The 14,768-nt window shown below is 71.5% G+C and carries 13 protein-coding genes; 8 read left to right on the top strand and 5 right to left on the bottom strand.

The features are described 5' to 3' along the window. Positions 1-58: 58 nt before the first annotated feature. The gene (gene adh, locus MOX02_RS20195; protein ID WP_147027593.1) at positions 59-1,579 is read right to left on the bottom strand and encodes an aldehyde dehydrogenase; all 1,521 of its coding nucleotides are present in this window, start codon (positions 1,577-1,579) and stop codon (positions 59-61) included. Between the two features lie 255 nt (positions 1,580-1,834). Next, positions 1,835-3,202: a serine hydrolase gene (locus MOX02_RS20190; RefSeq protein ID WP_147027592.1), complete on the bottom strand. Its 1,368-nt coding sequence runs from the start codon at positions 3,200-3,202 to the stop codon at positions 1,835-1,837. Between the two features lie 214 nt (positions 3,203-3,416). Here MOX02_RS20190 and MOX02_RS20185 point away from each other — a divergent pair, with 214 nt between their 5' ends. Then, the gene (locus MOX02_RS20185) at positions 3,417-4,691 is read left to right on the top strand and encodes a multidrug effflux MFS transporter (protein WP_373866772.1); all 1,275 of its coding nucleotides are present in this window, start codon (positions 3,417-3,419) and stop codon (positions 4,689-4,691) included. 78 nt (positions 4,692-4,769) lie between these two features. Further along, on the top strand, positions 4,770-5,276 hold the full coding sequence (locus MOX02_RS20180) for a DoxX family protein (protein WP_147027591.1): 507 nt from the start codon (positions 4,770-4,772) through the stop codon (positions 5,274-5,276). On the opposite strand, the gene MOX02_RS20175 is transcribed toward MOX02_RS20180, so the two are convergent. Next, positions 5,273-6,694: an MFS transporter gene (locus MOX02_RS20175; protein WP_147027590.1), complete on the bottom strand. Its 1,422-nt coding sequence runs from the start codon at positions 6,692-6,694 to the stop codon at positions 5,273-5,275. The two genes, MOX02_RS20180 and MOX02_RS20175, sit on opposite strands and share 4 nt — an antisense overlap. 300 nt (positions 6,695-6,994) lie before the next feature. On the opposite strand from MOX02_RS20175, the gene MOX02_RS20170 reads away from it, so the two are divergent. From MOX02_RS20170 to panE, 4 genes are all read left to right on the top strand, one after another. Next, positions 6,995-7,876: a DUF3313 domain-containing protein gene (locus tag MOX02_RS20170; protein WP_147027589.1), complete on the top strand. Its 882-nt coding sequence runs from the start codon at positions 6,995-6,997 to the stop codon at positions 7,874-7,876. Between the two features lie 180 nt (positions 7,877-8,056). After that, positions 8,057-9,550 carry an IMP dehydrogenase gene (gene guaB, locus MOX02_RS20165; protein WP_147027588.1) on the top strand — a complete coding sequence of 498 codons (1,494 nt, stop codon included), beginning with the start codon at positions 8,057-8,059 and terminating at the stop codon, positions 9,548-9,550. 73 nt (positions 9,551-9,623) lie between these two features. Further along, complete coding sequence (locus MOX02_RS20160) at positions 9,624-10,055, top strand: MAPEG family protein (RefSeq protein WP_147027587.1); 432 nt, start codon at positions 9,624-9,626, stop codon at positions 10,053-10,055. A 71-nt stretch (positions 10,056-10,126) separates the two neighbouring features. Continuing rightward, positions 10,127-11,077 (top strand): 2-dehydropantoate 2-reductase, encoded by a 951-nt coding sequence (gene panE / locus MOX02_RS20155; RefSeq protein ID WP_147027586.1) that lies wholly within the window; start codon positions 10,127-10,129, stop codon positions 11,075-11,077. A 9-nt stretch (positions 11,078-11,086) separates the two neighbouring features. On the opposite strand, the gene MOX02_RS31385 is transcribed toward panE, so the two are convergent. Further along, positions 11,087-11,263: a hypothetical protein gene (locus MOX02_RS31385; protein WP_170267935.1), complete on the bottom strand. Its 177-nt coding sequence runs from the start codon at positions 11,261-11,263 to the stop codon at positions 11,087-11,089. Positions 11,264-11,412: 149 nt separating this feature from the next. Here MOX02_RS31385 and MOX02_RS20150 point away from each other — a divergent pair, with 149 nt between their 5' ends. Next, positions 11,413-12,711, top strand: a complete 1,299-nt coding sequence (locus MOX02_RS20150; RefSeq protein ID WP_147027614.1) for an RsmB/NOP family class I SAM-dependent RNA methyltransferase — start codon at positions 11,413-11,415, stop codon at positions 12,709-12,711. A 58-nt stretch (positions 12,712-12,769) separates the two neighbouring features. Here MOX02_RS20150 and MOX02_RS20145 read toward each other — a convergent pair whose 3' ends face one another. After that, entirely contained in the window at positions 12,770-12,997 is a 228-nt protein-coding gene (locus MOX02_RS20145) for a hypothetical protein (protein ID WP_147027585.1), read from the bottom strand. A gap of 202 nt (positions 12,998-13,199) precedes the next feature. Between MOX02_RS20145 and guaA the strand changes: the two genes are divergently transcribed. After that, positions 13,200-14,759 (top strand): glutamine-hydrolyzing GMP synthase, encoded by a 1,560-nt coding sequence (guaA, locus tag MOX02_RS20140; RefSeq protein WP_147027584.1) that lies wholly within the window; start codon positions 13,200-13,202, stop codon positions 14,757-14,759. The last annotated feature ends 9 nt before the right edge of the window (positions 14,760-14,768 follow it).

The raw sequence follows: 14,768 nt of genomic DNA, 5'->3' as shown, positions 1-14,768 counted from the left end.
CTGATGCGAAAACGCCCCGGCCTCTCGGCCGGGGCGCTCCTCGTGCGGGGCGAGGCTCTCAGAAGAAGCCGAGCTTCTTCGGGGAGTAGCTCACCAGCATGTTCTTCGTCTGCTGGTAATGGTCGAGCATCATCTTGTGGGTCTCGCGGCCGATGCCGGACTGCTTGTAGCCGCCAAAGGCCGCGTGGGCCGGGTAGGCGTGGTAGCAGTTCGTCCAGACGCGTCCCGCCTGGATCGCCCGGCCGAAGCGGTAGGCGCGGGTCCCGTCGCGGGTCCAGACGCCGGCGCCGAGGCCGTAGAGCGTGTCGTTGGCGATGGAGAGGGCCTCCGCGTCGTCCTTGAAGGTCGTCACTGAGAGCACGGGCCCGAAGATCTCCTCCTGGAAGATCCGCATCTTGTTGTGGCCCTTGAACACGGTCGGCTTCACGTAGAAGCCCTCGGCGAGGTCACCCTCCTGGCGGTTGCGCTCGCCGCCCGTGAGCACCTCGGCGCCCTCCTGCCGGCCGATGTCGATGTAGCTGAGGATCTTCTCCATCTGCTCGCCGGAGGCCTGCGCGCCGATCATCGTGGCGGGATCGAGGGGCGAGCCCTGCTTGATCGCCTCGACGCGCTTGACCGCCTTCTCGATGAAGCGGTCGTAGATCGACTCGTGCACGAGCGCGCGGCTCGGGCAGGTGCAGACCTCGCCCTGGTTGAGGGCGAACATCGTGAAGCCCTCGAGCGCCTTGTCGAGGAAGTCGTCGTCCTCGTTCGCCACATCGGCGAAGAAGATGTTCGGGGACTTGCCGCCGAGTTCCAGCGTCACCGGGATGAGGTTCTGCGAGGCGTACTGCATGATGAGCCGGCCCGTCGTCGTCTCGCCGGTGAAGGCGATCTTGGCGATGCGGGGCGAGGAGGCCAGCGGCTTGCCGGCCTCGAGGCCGAAGCCGTTCACGACGTTGAGCACGCCCGGGGGCAGCAGGTCGCCGATCAGCTCCAGCACGACGAGGATCGAGGCCGGTGTCTGCTCGGCGGGCTTGAGCACGACGCAGTTGCCGGCGGCGAGCGCCGGGGCGAGCTTCCAGACCGCCATCAGGATCGGGAAGTTCCACGGAATGATCTGGCCGACGACGCCGAGCGGCTCGTGGAAGTGGTAGGCGACCGTGTCGTGGTCGATCTCGGAGATCGAGCCTTCCTGCGCCCGCACGCAGCCGGCGAAGTAGCGGAAATGGTCGATGGCGAGGGGGATGTCGGCGTGGGTCGTCTCGCGGATCGGCTTGCCGTTGTCCCAGGTCTCGGCCAGCGCGATCAGATCGAGGTTCTCCTCCATCCGGTCGGCCATCTTGTTGAGGATGCGGGCGCGCTCGGCCGGGGAGGTGCGGCCCCAGGCTTCCTTGGCCCCGTGCGCAGCGTCGAGGGCCTTCTCGATGTCCTGCGCGTCCGAGCGGGCGACCTCGCAGACGACGCGGCCGGTGATCGGGGAGGTGTTCTCGAAGTAGCGCCCGTTGACCGGCGGGACCCACTGGCCGCCGATGAAGTTCTCGTAGCGGGCCGAGAAGGGGGATTTCGTGGTCGAGCCCAGAAATTCCGGCTTGTTCATGGATGTCTCCTCCGGTGAGCGTTTCTTGTGCGCTGCTGCGTTCTCGGCGGCAGCCAATGGCAGATGGCTCCCCAAATCAAGTTGGACTTTTGGCCATACGGGTCGGGGAGCAGGGCGCGGCGTCCGGATCCGGACGGGCGGCGTCGGTGCCATCGTGGCGTTGCGATCCTCCCGTGCGGGGCGGCGGCCGTCGTCTGACGCGGGCATGTTAGCCCCGAACCGCGGGCTTGGCGACCGCCGCGCCGAGGCGGGCCCTCAGTGCTGCGGCTCGCCCTCGACCCGCTCGGCGAGCGTCTCGGTGCCGCCGCGGGTGAGGATTAGCCCGGTGGGCCGCCCGTCCGGCTCGGTGTCGATGGTGATGCGGGCATCACGGTCCCGCGAGAGGAAGGTCCGGTCGCCCTCCGGCGCGAAGGGCACGGCGGGCTCGCCGGCGGTCGCCACGAGGAGGTGGCCTCCCTCCCGGGCGAGCGTCAGCGTGCCCTGCCCGTCGAGGCGGTAGCGGCCTGCGTAGCGGTCCATGATCTCGGGCTCCAGCACGATCTCGGGGCCCGGCTCGGCGACGCCGAACCACAGCGCGGCGAGCTCGCGGGCCATGGTCTGGACCGGCGCCGTCTCGGTGTTGGCGAGCACGATCACCGTGAGGTCGTCGTCGGGGTAGAAGTCCTTGATCGTCAGGAAGCCGTTGAGGTTGCCCCCGTGCGACCACAGCCGGTGCCCCCGCGATGCGCCGACGAACCAGCCGAGCCCGTAGCCGTAGCCGTAATCGGTGAACATGGCGCCCCGCGACTCCGTTGAGATCACGCGTCCCGAGAACAGGGCGCGGTCCCAGGCGAGGAGATCGTCGAGCGTGGCGTAGTGGCCTCCGGCCGCGTAGGGGATGCTGGAGGCGATCGGGAAGGCGTTGCGCCAGCGGCCCTGAGCGTGCCGGTAGCCCGCGGCGCGCCGGGGCAGGATCTCGGCAGCGTCGTCGTACCCGATGCCGGCAAGGCCGAGGGGCGCGAACACGGCCTCGCGCAGATAGCGCTCGTAGGGCTGGCCCGAGGCGGCCTCGATCGCGAGGCCGAGCAGGACGTAGCCCGTGTTGTTGTAGTCGAAGCTGCTGCCCGGCTCGAAGAGCAGCGGCCTGTCGGCCGTCAGGGCCACGATGGCCCGCGGGCTCATCTCCAGCCGCTGGATGCGCGCGTAGTAGTCGGGCAGGTTCGTGTAGCTCGGGATGCCGGACGAGTGGTTGAGGAGCGTACGGATCGTCACCCGCTCCCAGGCAGGCGGCGCCTGCGGGTAGAACCGCGCGACCGGATCGTCGAGGGAGAGCTTGCCCGCCTCCGCGAGCTTCAGGATCGCCGCGGCCGTGAACTGCTTGGTGATCGAGCCGACCCGGAAGCGCGTCTCCGGCGTGTTCGGCACGTCCCATTCCCGGTTCGCCAGCCCGTAGGCCCGCCGCAGGACCGGCTGCCCGCGATGCGCCACGAGGATCGCGCCGGAGAAGAGCCCGCCGGCCGTGAACGGCCGGATCAGCGCCTCGGCGCGCGTCGCGAAATCCTCGTCCGGCTCGGCATGCGCAGGACCGGCGGCCAGGGAGGCGAGGCCGAGGAGCAGGAACGCGGCGACGCGGACGCTGTGCATGCGGGCCCTCCGACGCGAGGCAGCCCCGGAATCGACTCAGGGTGCGGCCCAGGGTTGTGCCAGAGCCTCAACCTTCATTGCGGCGCGAAAGCGTCCGTGCGCCCGCACACATCGGCCCGCGCCGTGCCGCTCTACCGGCCGCGAACCGCGCCCGGCGCCGATCCCACCGCCCGCGCGTTCCCTCGATCCCGAGCCCACGCCCCGAAGGCAAGCCGTGACCGCACCGATCCGCCATTCCGTGCCCGAGGCCGCGCCCGTGCGCGAGGCACCGCCCTGGACCGGGCCGGGATTCGCCGAGTTCGTCGCCATCGTCGCCCTGATGATGGCGGTCACGGCGATCTCGATCGACAACCTTCTGCCCGCCTTCCCGGCGATCCAGGCGCGCTTCGGCATCGCGGACCCGAACAGCCTGCAACTTCTCGTCTATGTCTACATGATCGGCTTCGGCGTGGCGCAGATCGTCTACGGGCCGCTCTCCGACGCGCTCGGGCGCCGGCCGGTGCTGCTGGCGAGCCTCGCGATCTACGTGGCCGGCTGCTTCCTCGCCATGGCCGCGCCCTCCTTCGGCTGGCTTCTCGCCGCCCGGGTGATCCAGGGGCTCGGTGCGGCGGGGGGGCGCGTGCTCTCGACGGCGATCGTGCGCGACCGCTTCGCGGGGCGCGAGATGGCGAGCGTGATGTCGCTCATCATGATGGTGTTCCTGATCGTGCCGATGATTGCCCCCGCGATCGGCGGCGCGATGCTGGCGCTCGGCTCGTGGACCTACGTGTTCGTGTCGATGCTAGTGCTGGCCGGCATCCTCGTCCTCTGGTTCACCGCGCGGATGCCGGAGACGCTGCATCCCGAGTACCGGCGGCCCCTGTCCGTCCGCGCCACCGGCGATGCGCTGCTCACGACCCTGCGCAACCGCACGGCGGTGGGTTACGCCACGGCCCTCGGCCTGCTGACCGGCTGCATCATGGGCTATGTCGGCTCGGCGCAGCAGGTGTTCGATACCGGCCTCTACCATCTCGGCAGCCTGTTCCCGCTGGCTTTCGGCCTGGTGGCGGGCGCGATGGGTGCGGCGACGCTCGTCAACGCGCGCGCCGTGCGGCGCCTCGGCATGCGCCCGCTCTCGCATGCCGGGCTGATCGCCTTCGTCGCGGTCGGCCTCGCGCAGGTCGGCGTCGGCCTCGCCTTTCAGGGACAGCCGCCGCTTGCCCTGTTCCTCGCCGTGCTGGCGCTGAACCAGTTCCTGATCAGCTTCGCGATGCCGAACTTCAACGCGCTGGCGCTGCAGCCACTCGGCGCCATCGCCGGCACCGCCTCCTCGGTGCTCGGCTTCTACACGACGATCCTCGGCGCCTTCTGCGGTTACGTGATCGGCCAGTCCTTCGACGGCACCACCCTGCCGATCGGGGTCGGCTACGCCGGGCTCGGCGCGCTCGCCCTCGTCGTGGTCGCCTGGACCGAGCGCGGTCGCCTGTTCCGGGGCGGCGTCTCCGGTTGAGAACCCCGCAACCTTAACCCGGTCTTCACGCCCGCCCGCGAGCCTGCGGGCGACCCCTTCGAGACCGGAGCCTCTCCCGTGATCGCCCGCGCCCAGGACGGATTGCTTCTCACCTCGCGCCTCCTCCTCGCGGCGGCGCTTCTGCCGACCGGCATCGCGCGGGCGCTCAACGTGTCGGGCTTCGCGCTGACGCTCGCCGGGACCGGCCTGCCGGCCCCGAACGCCCTCGCGACGGCGGCGGTGATCGTGCAGGTGTTCGGACCCGTGGCGCTGATCCTCGGCGTCCTGCCGCGTCTCACGGGAATCGCGCTCGCGGGCTTCGCCGCCGCGATGGCGTTCCTCCTCCACCCGTTCTGGCAGTTCATCGGCGCCGCGGCGGTCGCCGAGCGCACCCTGTTCCTGGCCGATCTCGGCCTCGCCGGCGGCTTCCTGATGTACGCTCTGACGGGACCGGGCGCCTGGAGCTGGCAGGGCTGGCGCTCGGGCGCCGCGCGCGCGCCGGCCAGGGGCGGGGCGAAGGGAGGCTCGAAGGCGCCCGCCCGCCCCAAGCGCGCCGCCGGCGCGCCGGCGCGGGCGGCGGCCTAGTTCCGCCCCGGCGCTGCGGCCGACTGCGCCCGGGCGAGGCGCTGTCCCGAGACCTCGGCGCCCGCGTCCGGCGCGAGCCGCCGGAAGGCGAGGACCGAGGCGCCGGAGATGAGGGCCACCGCGAGGAAGGCCGGGGCGAAATCCTCCGCCCGGATGGCACTGCGCCCGTGCCAGCCGGCGGCGGCCTCCAGCGCCAGTGCGCCGATGGTGACCCCGAGGCTCAGCGAGATCTGCTGCGCCACGCTGGCGAGGCTCGTGCCCGCGCTCATGTCCCGCGATTCGAGGTCGGCGTAGGCGATGGCGTTCACGCAGGTGAACTGGACCGAGCGCAGGCAGCCGCCGACGAAGAGCAGAGCGATGATGAGCCAGTGCGGGGTCTGCGCCGTGAACAGGCCGTTCACCGCGAGGAAGCAGGCCGCGAGCACCGCGTTCGTCACCATCACGCGTCGGAAGCCGAAGGTGCGCAGGATGCGCGGACCCACCGACTTCACGAACATGGCGCCCGCCGCCGCCGCGAAGGTGATGAGGCCCGATTGCAGCGGATCGAGCCCGAAGCCGATCTGCAGCATGAGCGGCAGCAGGAACGGGATCGCGCCGGTGCCGATGCGGAACAGGCTGCCCCCGACCACGGAGGCGCGGAAGGTGGGGTGCCGGAACAGATCGAGCCTGAGTACCGGGTGCGCCACTGCCCGCGAGTGCCGGAGGTAGAGGACGAGCAGGGCGGCGCCGACGCCGAGGCAGCTCCAGCTCAGCCAGTCCGGCAGCAGGTGGCGTCCCGTCGAGGCGAGGCCGAGCATCAGGGTGGCGAGCCCGAGCGCCAGCATGAGGAAGCCCGAAACGTCGAGGGGCGGGCGGTCCGGCTCGCGGATGTCCTCGAAGAAGGCGGTGGCGAGACCGATCCCGATCAGGCCGATCGGGATGTTGATGAGGAAGATCCAGCGCCAGTCGAGCCAGGTGGTGATGAGGCCGCCGAGGGGCGGGCCCATGATCGGGCCGATCAGGGCCGGGATCGTCAGGTAGGCGAGCGCGGTGACGAGTTCCGCCTTCGGCACGCTGCGCAGGATCACGAGGCGGCCGACCGGCACCATCATCGCCCCGCCGATCCCTTGCAGGAAGCGCGCGGCGACGAACCAGCCGAGCCCGTTCGAGGCGGCGCAGGCGAGCGAGCCCGCCATGAACACGGCGAGCGCCGCCCGGAACACCGTGCGGGCGCCGTAGCGGTCGGCCATCCAGCCGCTGATCGGGATGAAGATGGCGAGGCTGACGAGGTAGGAGGTCAGCGCGAGCTTCAGCGCGATCGGATCCTCCCCGAGGCTCTCCGCGATGGTGGGCAGCGCCGTCGCGATCACCGTCGAGTCGGTGTTCTCCATGAACAGGGCGGTGGCGACGACGAGGGGGACGATTCGGGAGGCGCGCATCGGGCGGGAAATGGTCGAGGTCCGGTCGAGGTTGCGGCGCGCGGGAAGCGCGCGGGATGAGATTGGGGGCCCGGACGTGTGTTGCTGGTTCGTGTCGCGCGGGCCACAGGGCCGGCCGTAAGTGTTTCGTTAACGGCGAATCCCGTTCCGGGCGAGGGGGAAGCCGCTTAAGCTCAGCCGCAACACGCCGGCCTGCCGCTGCCGCTCCAGCCTCCACTGCGCGACGGGCCCATGCCCCGCGCGGCGGGATGGACGCGGCGGGCGCGCCGACGCACGAGCCCTCGCCGCGAAAGTGACAGGATGCGTTTTCGGCCGACTTCGCCCCGCTCTCTCCCGCGCCTCGCCGCCGGCATCGGCGTCCTCACCCTCGTCGCCGCCTGCGGCACGGTGCTCCTGAACGAGACCGGCTCGCTCACCCGCTACGACCGCCTCGTCTCCAGCGAGGAGACCGCGAGCCGCGCCCGCATCTACCTCGATCCCGCCGCCCTGCCGCAGACCCGCACCGTCCGCATCATCCCGACGGAGTTCTCGGAACTCGTCGCCCCCGGGCTGACGCCGGTGGAGCGCAAGCTCGTGGCGAACGCCGCCGACCGCGCCCTCTGCTACGAGCTGTCGCTCCGCTACGACGTCGTCTCGACCCGCAAGGCCGACCTGACGATCCGCGCGGCCGTGACCCGGGCCGAGATGACGAACGTGCCGGCGGCCGGCGCCACCATCGCCACCTCGGCGGCCGTCACCATCGCCTCGCAGGTCGGCGTCGGCTTCGCCACCGCCGTCGGGCGCGTGCCGATCCCGCGCCTGCCGATCGGGCTCGGCAGCCTCACGGTGGAGGCCGAGGCGCTCGACCGCCGCCACGACCAGCGGGCCGCCATGGTCTGGGGCGGCGCGGCGAACGCCTTCACGAACCAGGCGCGCGTCTCGCCCGCCAGCGACATCTACGACCTCGCCGGCGAGTTCGGGCAGGATTTCGGCTTCTTCCTGGCCACCGGGCAGGACCCGTTCAAGGCCCCCCTGACCCTGCCGACCTACGACCGCGTGCGCGTCACCGTTCTCGGCGAGGCGCCGCTCGACCCCGATTGCGAGGCGTTCGGCCGGGCGCCGGGCATCGACGGCATCATCGGCGACTATATCGGCCTGCCGCCCGACTGGACGGACAAGGGGCCGGCCGCCCGCTCGAACTGACGCGCGGCGGACGCTTCGGCCGCCATGCGGCCGGCGCAGGGCGGCTCCGACCGTTTTCCTGTTGCCCCGGCGCGGCGCGCCTTTGCGCCCCGCACCCGCGCGTGATACTGGCCCGTGCCAACCCATTGACGCCGTAGTGCCGAATCCGGCCCGGCGCGACGCCCGTGAGGTAGTTGGCACATGGCCCGTATCAGCTCCGAGTCCATCATCGAGGGCCTGACGTTCGACGACGTTCTCCTGCGCCCTGCGGCCTCCTCGGTGATGCCGACCGAGGTCAACGTGGCGACCCGGCTGACGCGCACGATCTCGCTGAACCTGCCGATCCTCTCCTCGGCCATGGACACCGTCACCGAGGCGCCGATGGCGATCGCCATGGCGCAGAACGGGGGGCTCGGCGTCATCCACCGCAACCTCGAGCCGCCGGAGCAGGCCGAGCAGGTCCGCCTCGTCAAGAAGTACGAGTCCGGCATGGTGCTGAACCCCATCACCATCCATCCGGACGAGACCCTGGCCGACGCCTTCGAGGTGATGAAGGCGAACCGCATCTCCGGCATCCCGGTGGTCGAGCGCGGGCCCAACGGCTCCCGCGGCAAGCTCGTCGGCATCCTGACGAACCGCGACGTGCGCTTCGCCACCAACGCGGGCCAGCCGGTCGCCGAGCTGATGACGCGCGACCGCCTCATCACCGTGCGCGAGGGCGTGACCCAGGACGAGGCGAAGCGCCTCCTGCACCAGTTCCGGATCGAGAAGCTCCTCGTCGTCGACGACCATTACCGCTGCATCGGCCTGATCACGGTGAAGGACATCGAGAAGCGCGTCGCCTACCCGCACGCGGTCAAGGACGAGCAGGGACGCCTGCGGGTCGCCGCCGCGACCACGACGGGGGACAGCGGCTTCGAGCGCGCCGAGCGCCTGATCGACGCGGGCTGCGACGTGATCGTCGTCGACACCGCGCACGGCCACTCGATCAAGGTTCTGGAGAGCGTGCGCCGCGTGAAGCAGCTCTCGAACGCCGTCCAGGTGGTGGCGGGCAACGTCGCCACGCGCGAGGGCGCGCAAGCGCTCATCGACGCAGGGGCCGACGCCATCAAGGTCGGCATCGGCCCGGGCTCGATCTGCACCACCCGCATCGTCGCGGGCGTCGGCGTTCCGCAGCTCACCGCCCTGATGGAGGCCGTGGAGGCCGCGCACGAGGCCGATGTGCCGGTGATCGCCGACGGAGGCATCAAGTACTCGGGCGATCTCGCCAAAGCCATCGCGGCGGGTGCCTCGGTGGCCATGCTCGGCTCGCTGCTCGCCGGCACCGACGAGGCGCCGGGCGAGGTGTTCCTCTACCAGGGCCGCTCCTACAAGAGCTACCGCGGCATGGGCTCGGTGGGCGCCATGGCCCGCGGCTCCGCAGACCGCTACTTCCAGGCGGAGGTCAGCGAGACCCACAAGCTCGTGCCGGAGGGCATCGAGGGACAGGTGCCCTACAAGGGCCCGGTGGCGGCGGTGCTGCACCAACTCGTCGGCGGCCTGCGCGCCGCCATGGGCTACGTCGGCGCGGGCACGGTGCCGGACTTCCAGGAGCGGGCGCAGTTCATCCGCATCACGAATGCCGGCCTGCGCGAGAGCCACGTCCACGACGTGACCATCACCCGCGAGAGCCCGAACTACCCGAGCCGCACCTGAGGCTCACGTTCCGCCGTATCTCCGCGTGGAAGCAGGGGCGGAACGCGTGCGTCCGCGCCCACGGGCCTCATCGATGACCGTCCAAGCCGTTCTCGCGCCCGTCTTCGTGCAGGTGCTCCTCGTCTTCGCCCTGATGATGGTGATGGGCCGGCGCCGCTTCGCCGAGATCGGCGCCGGGCGGGTGCGAATCGGCGACATCGCGCTCGGCGAGCGCAACTGGCCGCCGCGGGTCCAGGCCGCGGCGAACGCCTTCTCGAACCAGTTCGAGATCCCGGTCCTGTTCTTCGCCCTCGTGCCGCTCGCGCTCTATACCCGCAAGGCCGACCTGATCTTCGTCGTGATGGCCTGGATCTTCGTCCTGTCGCGGCTCGTGCATGCTGGCATCTTCGTCACCTCGAACCACGTGCCGGCCCGGTTCCGGGCCTACATGGCCGGCGTCGCCGTGCTGGGCCTGATGTGGCTCCTGTTCGCGTGGCGCATCCTGTTCACGCCGCTCGCGGCCTGAACCGGCGTTGCATCCGCGCCCCGGCGCGCGCATGGAGGGCCCGGACAGGGGTCCGAGGCGGGAGACGTGCGATGCGGGTGCTCGTGGTGGGAGCAGGGGCGACCGGCGGCTACTACGGGGCGCGCCTCGCGGAGGCAGGGCGCGACGTGACCTTCCTAGTGCGCCCGGCCCGCGCCGAGAGGCTGAGGGCCGAGGGTGTCTCGGTGAAGAGCCCTCTCGGCGACGCGCACATCACCGCGCCCGTGACGCTCACGGCCGACGCGCTCGCCGCGGGGGAGGGCGGGCCGTTCGACCTCGTGCTCCTCTCCTGCAAGGCCTACGATCTCGACGGAGCGATACACGACGTGGCCCCGGCCATCGGTCCGGACACCGCCGTGCTGCCGATTCTCAACGGGATGCGCCACCTCGACGCCCTCGACGCCCGCTTCGGACGTGAGCGCGTGCTCGGCGGCTCCTGCTCCATCGTCGCGACGCTCGGATCCTCGGGCGAGATCCGCCACATGAGCGAGTTCTGCACGCTCACCTACGGCGAGCGCGACGGGGCGCGATCGCCCCGGCTTGAGGCGGTCGATGCCCTGATGCAGGGCGCACGCTTCCAGCCGAAGCGCAGCGACGCCATCCTGCTCGAGATGTGGGAGAAGTGGGTCTTCCTCGCGACGCTCGCGGGCAGCACCTGCCTGATGCGGGCCGGCATCGGCGACATCGTCGGCGCGCCGGGCGGCCGCGAATTCCTCGAGGGTCTCTACGCGGAGTGCGTCGCGGTCGCCGCGGCGGCGGGCTTCGAGCCGCGGGCCAAGGTCGCCGCCGCGGCGCGCACGATGCTGACGCAGGAGGGTTCGGCCGTCACCGCCTCGATGCTGCGCGACATCGAGGGCGGCGGCCGCGTCGAGGCCGACCACATCGTGGGCGACCTGATCGCGCGGGGCAGGGAACTCGCCCCGCAGGCGGCCCGCCCGCATCTCGAGCGGGCCTACACCCACCTGAAGAGCTACGAGCGGCGGCGCGCCCGCGAGAGCGCCTGACCGCTCGCGTCAGTAGCGCGCGCCGGGCGGCGGGGGCGGCGGCGGGTTGCCGTATTCGAGCTGCGTCTTGGCGTCGACGGGGCGGCGCGGCGGCGGCGTCAGATCGGGAGCGGCCGGGGCCGTCGAGCAGGCGGCGACGGCGAGCGCCAGGAGGCCGGCGACGGCGAGATGGGTGACGGGGGACATGGCTGGCTCGGTGACTCCGGCGTTGACGAGGACGACGCCCTCGCGTTCTGACGCCGGATCGCGCCGGAAGCTCGGCCGCAATGTGGCCCGCCTGAGCGGGAAGCGTGGCCGTATCGCGGCAGCGTGAATCGTTATTAGGAGATTTCGACCTGACCCCCGCAGCCCGCTGCTCCGCCGCCATCGAGGTTCTCGCCGACATCGCCGAGCGTCGCCGCCCGGCCGCCGATGCCCTGAAGGACTGGGGGCTCGCCCACCGTTTCGCCGGCTCCGGCGACCGCGCGGCGATCGCGAGCCTCGTCTATGACGCCCTGCGCCGCCGGGCCTCCGCCGCCTGGATCATGGGCGAGGACAGCGCGCGCGCCGTGCTGATCGGCTCGCTGCGCCTGCAGCAGGGCCTGGCCGCGCCGACGATCGCCGCCCTGTTCAGCGGCGAGCGCTTCGCGCCCGCACCGCTCACAGAGGCGGAGCGGGAGCGGCTGGAGAGGGGCAATCTGGCCGAGGCACCGCCCGAGGTCGCCGGCGACGCGCCCGACTGGGTGCTGCCCTCGCTCGGCGCGACACTCGGCGACGACCTCCTGCCGGAACTGCGCGCCCTCGGCCGCCGCGCGCCGCTCGACATCCGCATCAACACGCTGAAGCGCGGCCGGGCCGACGCGCTCGCGGGCCTCGGCCATCTGAAGGCCGAGACGACCCCGCTCGCCCCGCATGGGCTGCGCATCCCGATCGGCGCCGACGGACGGGGCCCGGCCCTCCATGTCGAGGCCGAGTTCCTCGACGGCTGGTACGAGATCCAGGACGAGGGCTCACAGCTCGCGAGCCTGCTCGCCGGAGCTGGCGCGGGCGAGACGGTGGTCGATCTCTGCGCCGGGGGAGGGGGCAAGACGCTGGCACTCGCGGCGGAGATGGGCAATGCCGGCCGGCTCGTGGCGACGGACGGCGATCCGCGCCGCCTCGCGCCGATCCACGAGCGCCTGCGCCGGGCCGGCGCCGTCGCGGAGGTGCGCACGCCCCGCGCCGGCCGGGCCCGGGCCGACGTGCTGGAGGATCTCGACGGTGCGGTGGACCGCGTCGTCGTGGACGCGCCTTGCACGGGGACGGGTACGTGGCGCCGCAACCCGGACGCGAAGTGGCGGCTGCGCCCGGGCAGCCTCGCGACCCGCCTCGCCGAGCAGGCCGCCGTTCTCGACCGAGCGGCGCGGCTCGTGCGCGCCGGCGGCCGGATCACCTACATCACCTGCTCGCTCCTGCCGGAGGAGAACGATGGGGCGGTCTTGGGGCTGCTCGCGCGCACCGGCGATGCCTTCGCGGTGGTGCCTGCCGAGGATGTCGTGGCGGCCGCTCTGCCGGGCCTTGCCGGATCCGTGCGCCTCACCCAGCACGGGCTGCAGATGAGCCCGGCGCTCACCGGCACGGACGGCTTCTACGTCGCGACGCTGACGCGGCGCTGAAAGGACGAATGGCCCCTGAGAGGGGCCATTCGCAGATCTCGGTGCGCGTGCGGGCGCCTCAGAAGCAGCGGCGGCGGCGTTCGACCACCATGCGGCCGTAGGGGCCGCGGCGCTTGACCACGACCGTCTTGCAGCGCGGGCCGCGGATGACGGTGCGCGAGACGACCCGCGCCTGCTCGATGCCGTTTCCGGGCGCGACGAGCGACCCGCCCGTGACGGGCAATGCGGCGGCAGGGGTGATGCCGGCGAGCGCGACGGCGGCGAGTCCGAGGATCGTTGCTCTCATGGCGTGAGGCTCCTAAGCGTGTGGACTGGGCGGCCCGTTTCGCCGCCCAAGCGTGAACATCAACTTAACGGTGCGGTTCCGCTCGCGGCGGCCTACGCCGAGGCCGGCCGGGCCGACGCGGTCCCCAGCGTTCGGCCGGGCGCTCCCCAGCCCTGCGAGCGGGCGCGTTGCACGGGCGCGGGCGCTCGTCTAACTCGGGGCCATGACGACCACCGACCACGACAAGATCCTCATCGTCGATTTCGGCAGCCAGGTGACGCAGCTGATCGCCCGGCGCGTGCGCGAGGAGGGCGTCTACTGCGAGATCGTGCCCTTCACCAAGGCGGCCGAGGCCTTCGCGGAGACGCGGCCGAAGGGCGTGATCCTCTCCGGCGGTCCGGAATCGGTGACGACCGAGGCGTCGCCGCGGGCCCCCCAGGTGGTGTTCGACTCAGGCGTGCCGATCTTCGGCATCTGCTATGGCCAGCAGACCATGGCGGCCCAGCTCGGCGGCGAGGTCGAGGGCGGCCATCACGCCGAGTTCGGCCGGGCCGAGATCGAGATCCTGGCGGAATCCGCCCTGTTCAAGGGCGTCTGGCACGTGGGCGAGCACTACCCCGTCTGGATGAGCCACGGAGATCGCGTCACCAAGCTGCCGGACGGCTTCACCACCGTGGCGATCTCACGCAACGCGCCCTTCGCGGCGGTAGCCGACGAAACGCGCAAGTTCTACGCGGTGCAGTTCCACCCGGAGGTGGCCCACACCCCGCACGGCGCGCTCCTCATCCGCAATTTCGTCCGCGACATCGCCGGCTGCTCCGGCGACTGGACCATGGGCGCCTACCGTGAGGAAGCGATCGCGAAGATCCGGGCGCAGGTGGGCCGCGAGCGCGTCATCTGCGGCCTCTCGGGCGGCGTCGACTCGGCGGTGGCGGCCGTGCTCATCCACGAGGCGATCGGCGAGCAGCTCACCTGCGTCTTCGTCGACCACGGCCTGCTCCGCGCGGGCGAGGCCGAGGAGGTCGTGCGCCTGTTCCGCGACCACTACAACATCCCGCTCGTGCACGTGGAGGCGCAGGATGTCTTCCTCGGTGCGCTCGAGGGCGTCAGCGACCCGGAGGTGAAGCGCAAGACGATCGGCCGCCTCTTCATCGACGTGTTCGAAGCCGAATCGAAGGAGATCGGCGGCGCGGCCTTCCTCGCGCAGGGCACCCTCTACCCGGACGTGATCGAGAGCGTCTCCTTCACGGGCGGCCCGTCCGTCACCATCAAGAGCCACCACAACGTGGGCGGCCTGCCCGAGCGCATGAACATGCAGCTCGTCGAGCCCCTGCGCGAGCTCTTCAAGGACGAGGTGCGCGCTCTCGGCCGCGAGCTCGGCCTGCCGGACGCCTTCGTCGGCCGCCATCCGTTCCCGGGCCCGGGCCTCGCCATCCGCTGCCCCGGCACGATCACCGCCGAGAAGCTCGACGCCCTGCGCAAGGCCGACGCGATCTACCTCGAGGAGATCCGCAAGGCGGGCCTCTACGACACGATCTGGCAGGCCTTCGCGGTGATCCTCCCCGTGAAGACGGTGGGCGTGATGGGCGACGGACGAACCTACGATCACGTCTGCGCCTTGCGCGCCGTGACCTCCGTCGACGGCATGACGGCGGATTTCTACCCTTTCGACATGGCCTTCCTCGGCCGGGTCGCGACCCGGATCATCAACGAGGTGAAGGGCATCAACCGGGTCACCTACGACATCACCTCGAAGCCGCCCGGCACGATCGAGTGGGAGTGAGGTGGCCGG

The sequence above is a fragment of the Methylobacterium oxalidis genome, assembly GCF_007992195.1.
In the GTDB taxonomy this organism is placed as follows: domain Bacteria; phylum Pseudomonadota; class Alphaproteobacteria; order Rhizobiales; family Beijerinckiaceae; genus Methylobacterium; species Methylobacterium oxalidis.
The sequence above is the reverse complement of the archived record's forward strand: the minus strand, read 5'-3'. Positions and strand labels throughout refer to the sequence as shown.

Excerpts from the sequence above, each read along its gene's own strand:
- panE (WP_147027586.1), top strand. The coding sequence starts at position 10,127 with ATGCGGGTGCTCGTGGTGGGAGCAGGGGCGACCGGCGGCTACTACGGG.
- MOX02_RS31385 (WP_170267935.1), bottom strand. The coding sequence starts at position 11,263 with ATGTCCCCCGTCACCCATCTCGCCGTCGCCGGCCTCCTGGCGCTCGCC.
- MOX02_RS20160 (WP_147027587.1), top strand. The coding sequence starts at position 9,624 with ATGACCGTCCAAGCCGTTCTCGCGCCCGTCTTCGTGCAGGTGCTCCTC.
- guaA (WP_147027584.1), top strand. The coding sequence starts at position 13,200 with ATGACGACCACCGACCACGACAAGATCCTCATCGTCGATTTCGGCAGC.
- guaB (WP_147027588.1), top strand. The coding sequence starts at position 8,057 with ATGGCCCGTATCAGCTCCGAGTCCATCATCGAGGGCCTGACGTTCGAC.
- MOX02_RS20175 (WP_147027590.1), bottom strand. The coding sequence starts at position 6,694 with ATGCGCGCCTCCCGAATCGTCCCCCTCGTCGTCGCCACCGCCCTGTTC.
- MOX02_RS20145 (WP_147027585.1), bottom strand. The coding sequence starts at position 12,997 with ATGAGAGCAACGATCCTCGGACTCGCCGCCGTCGCGCTCGCCGGCATC.
- MOX02_RS20190 (WP_147027592.1), bottom strand. The coding sequence starts at position 3,202 with ATGCACAGCGTCCGCGTCGCCGCGTTCCTGCTCCTCGGCCTCGCCTCC.
- adh (WP_147027593.1), bottom strand. The coding sequence starts at position 1,579 with ATGAACAAGCCGGAATTTCTGGGCTCGACCACGAAATCCCCCTTCTCG.
- MOX02_RS20170 (WP_147027589.1), top strand. The coding sequence starts at position 6,995 with ATGCGTTTTCGGCCGACTTCGCCCCGCTCTCTCCCGCGCCTCGCCGCC.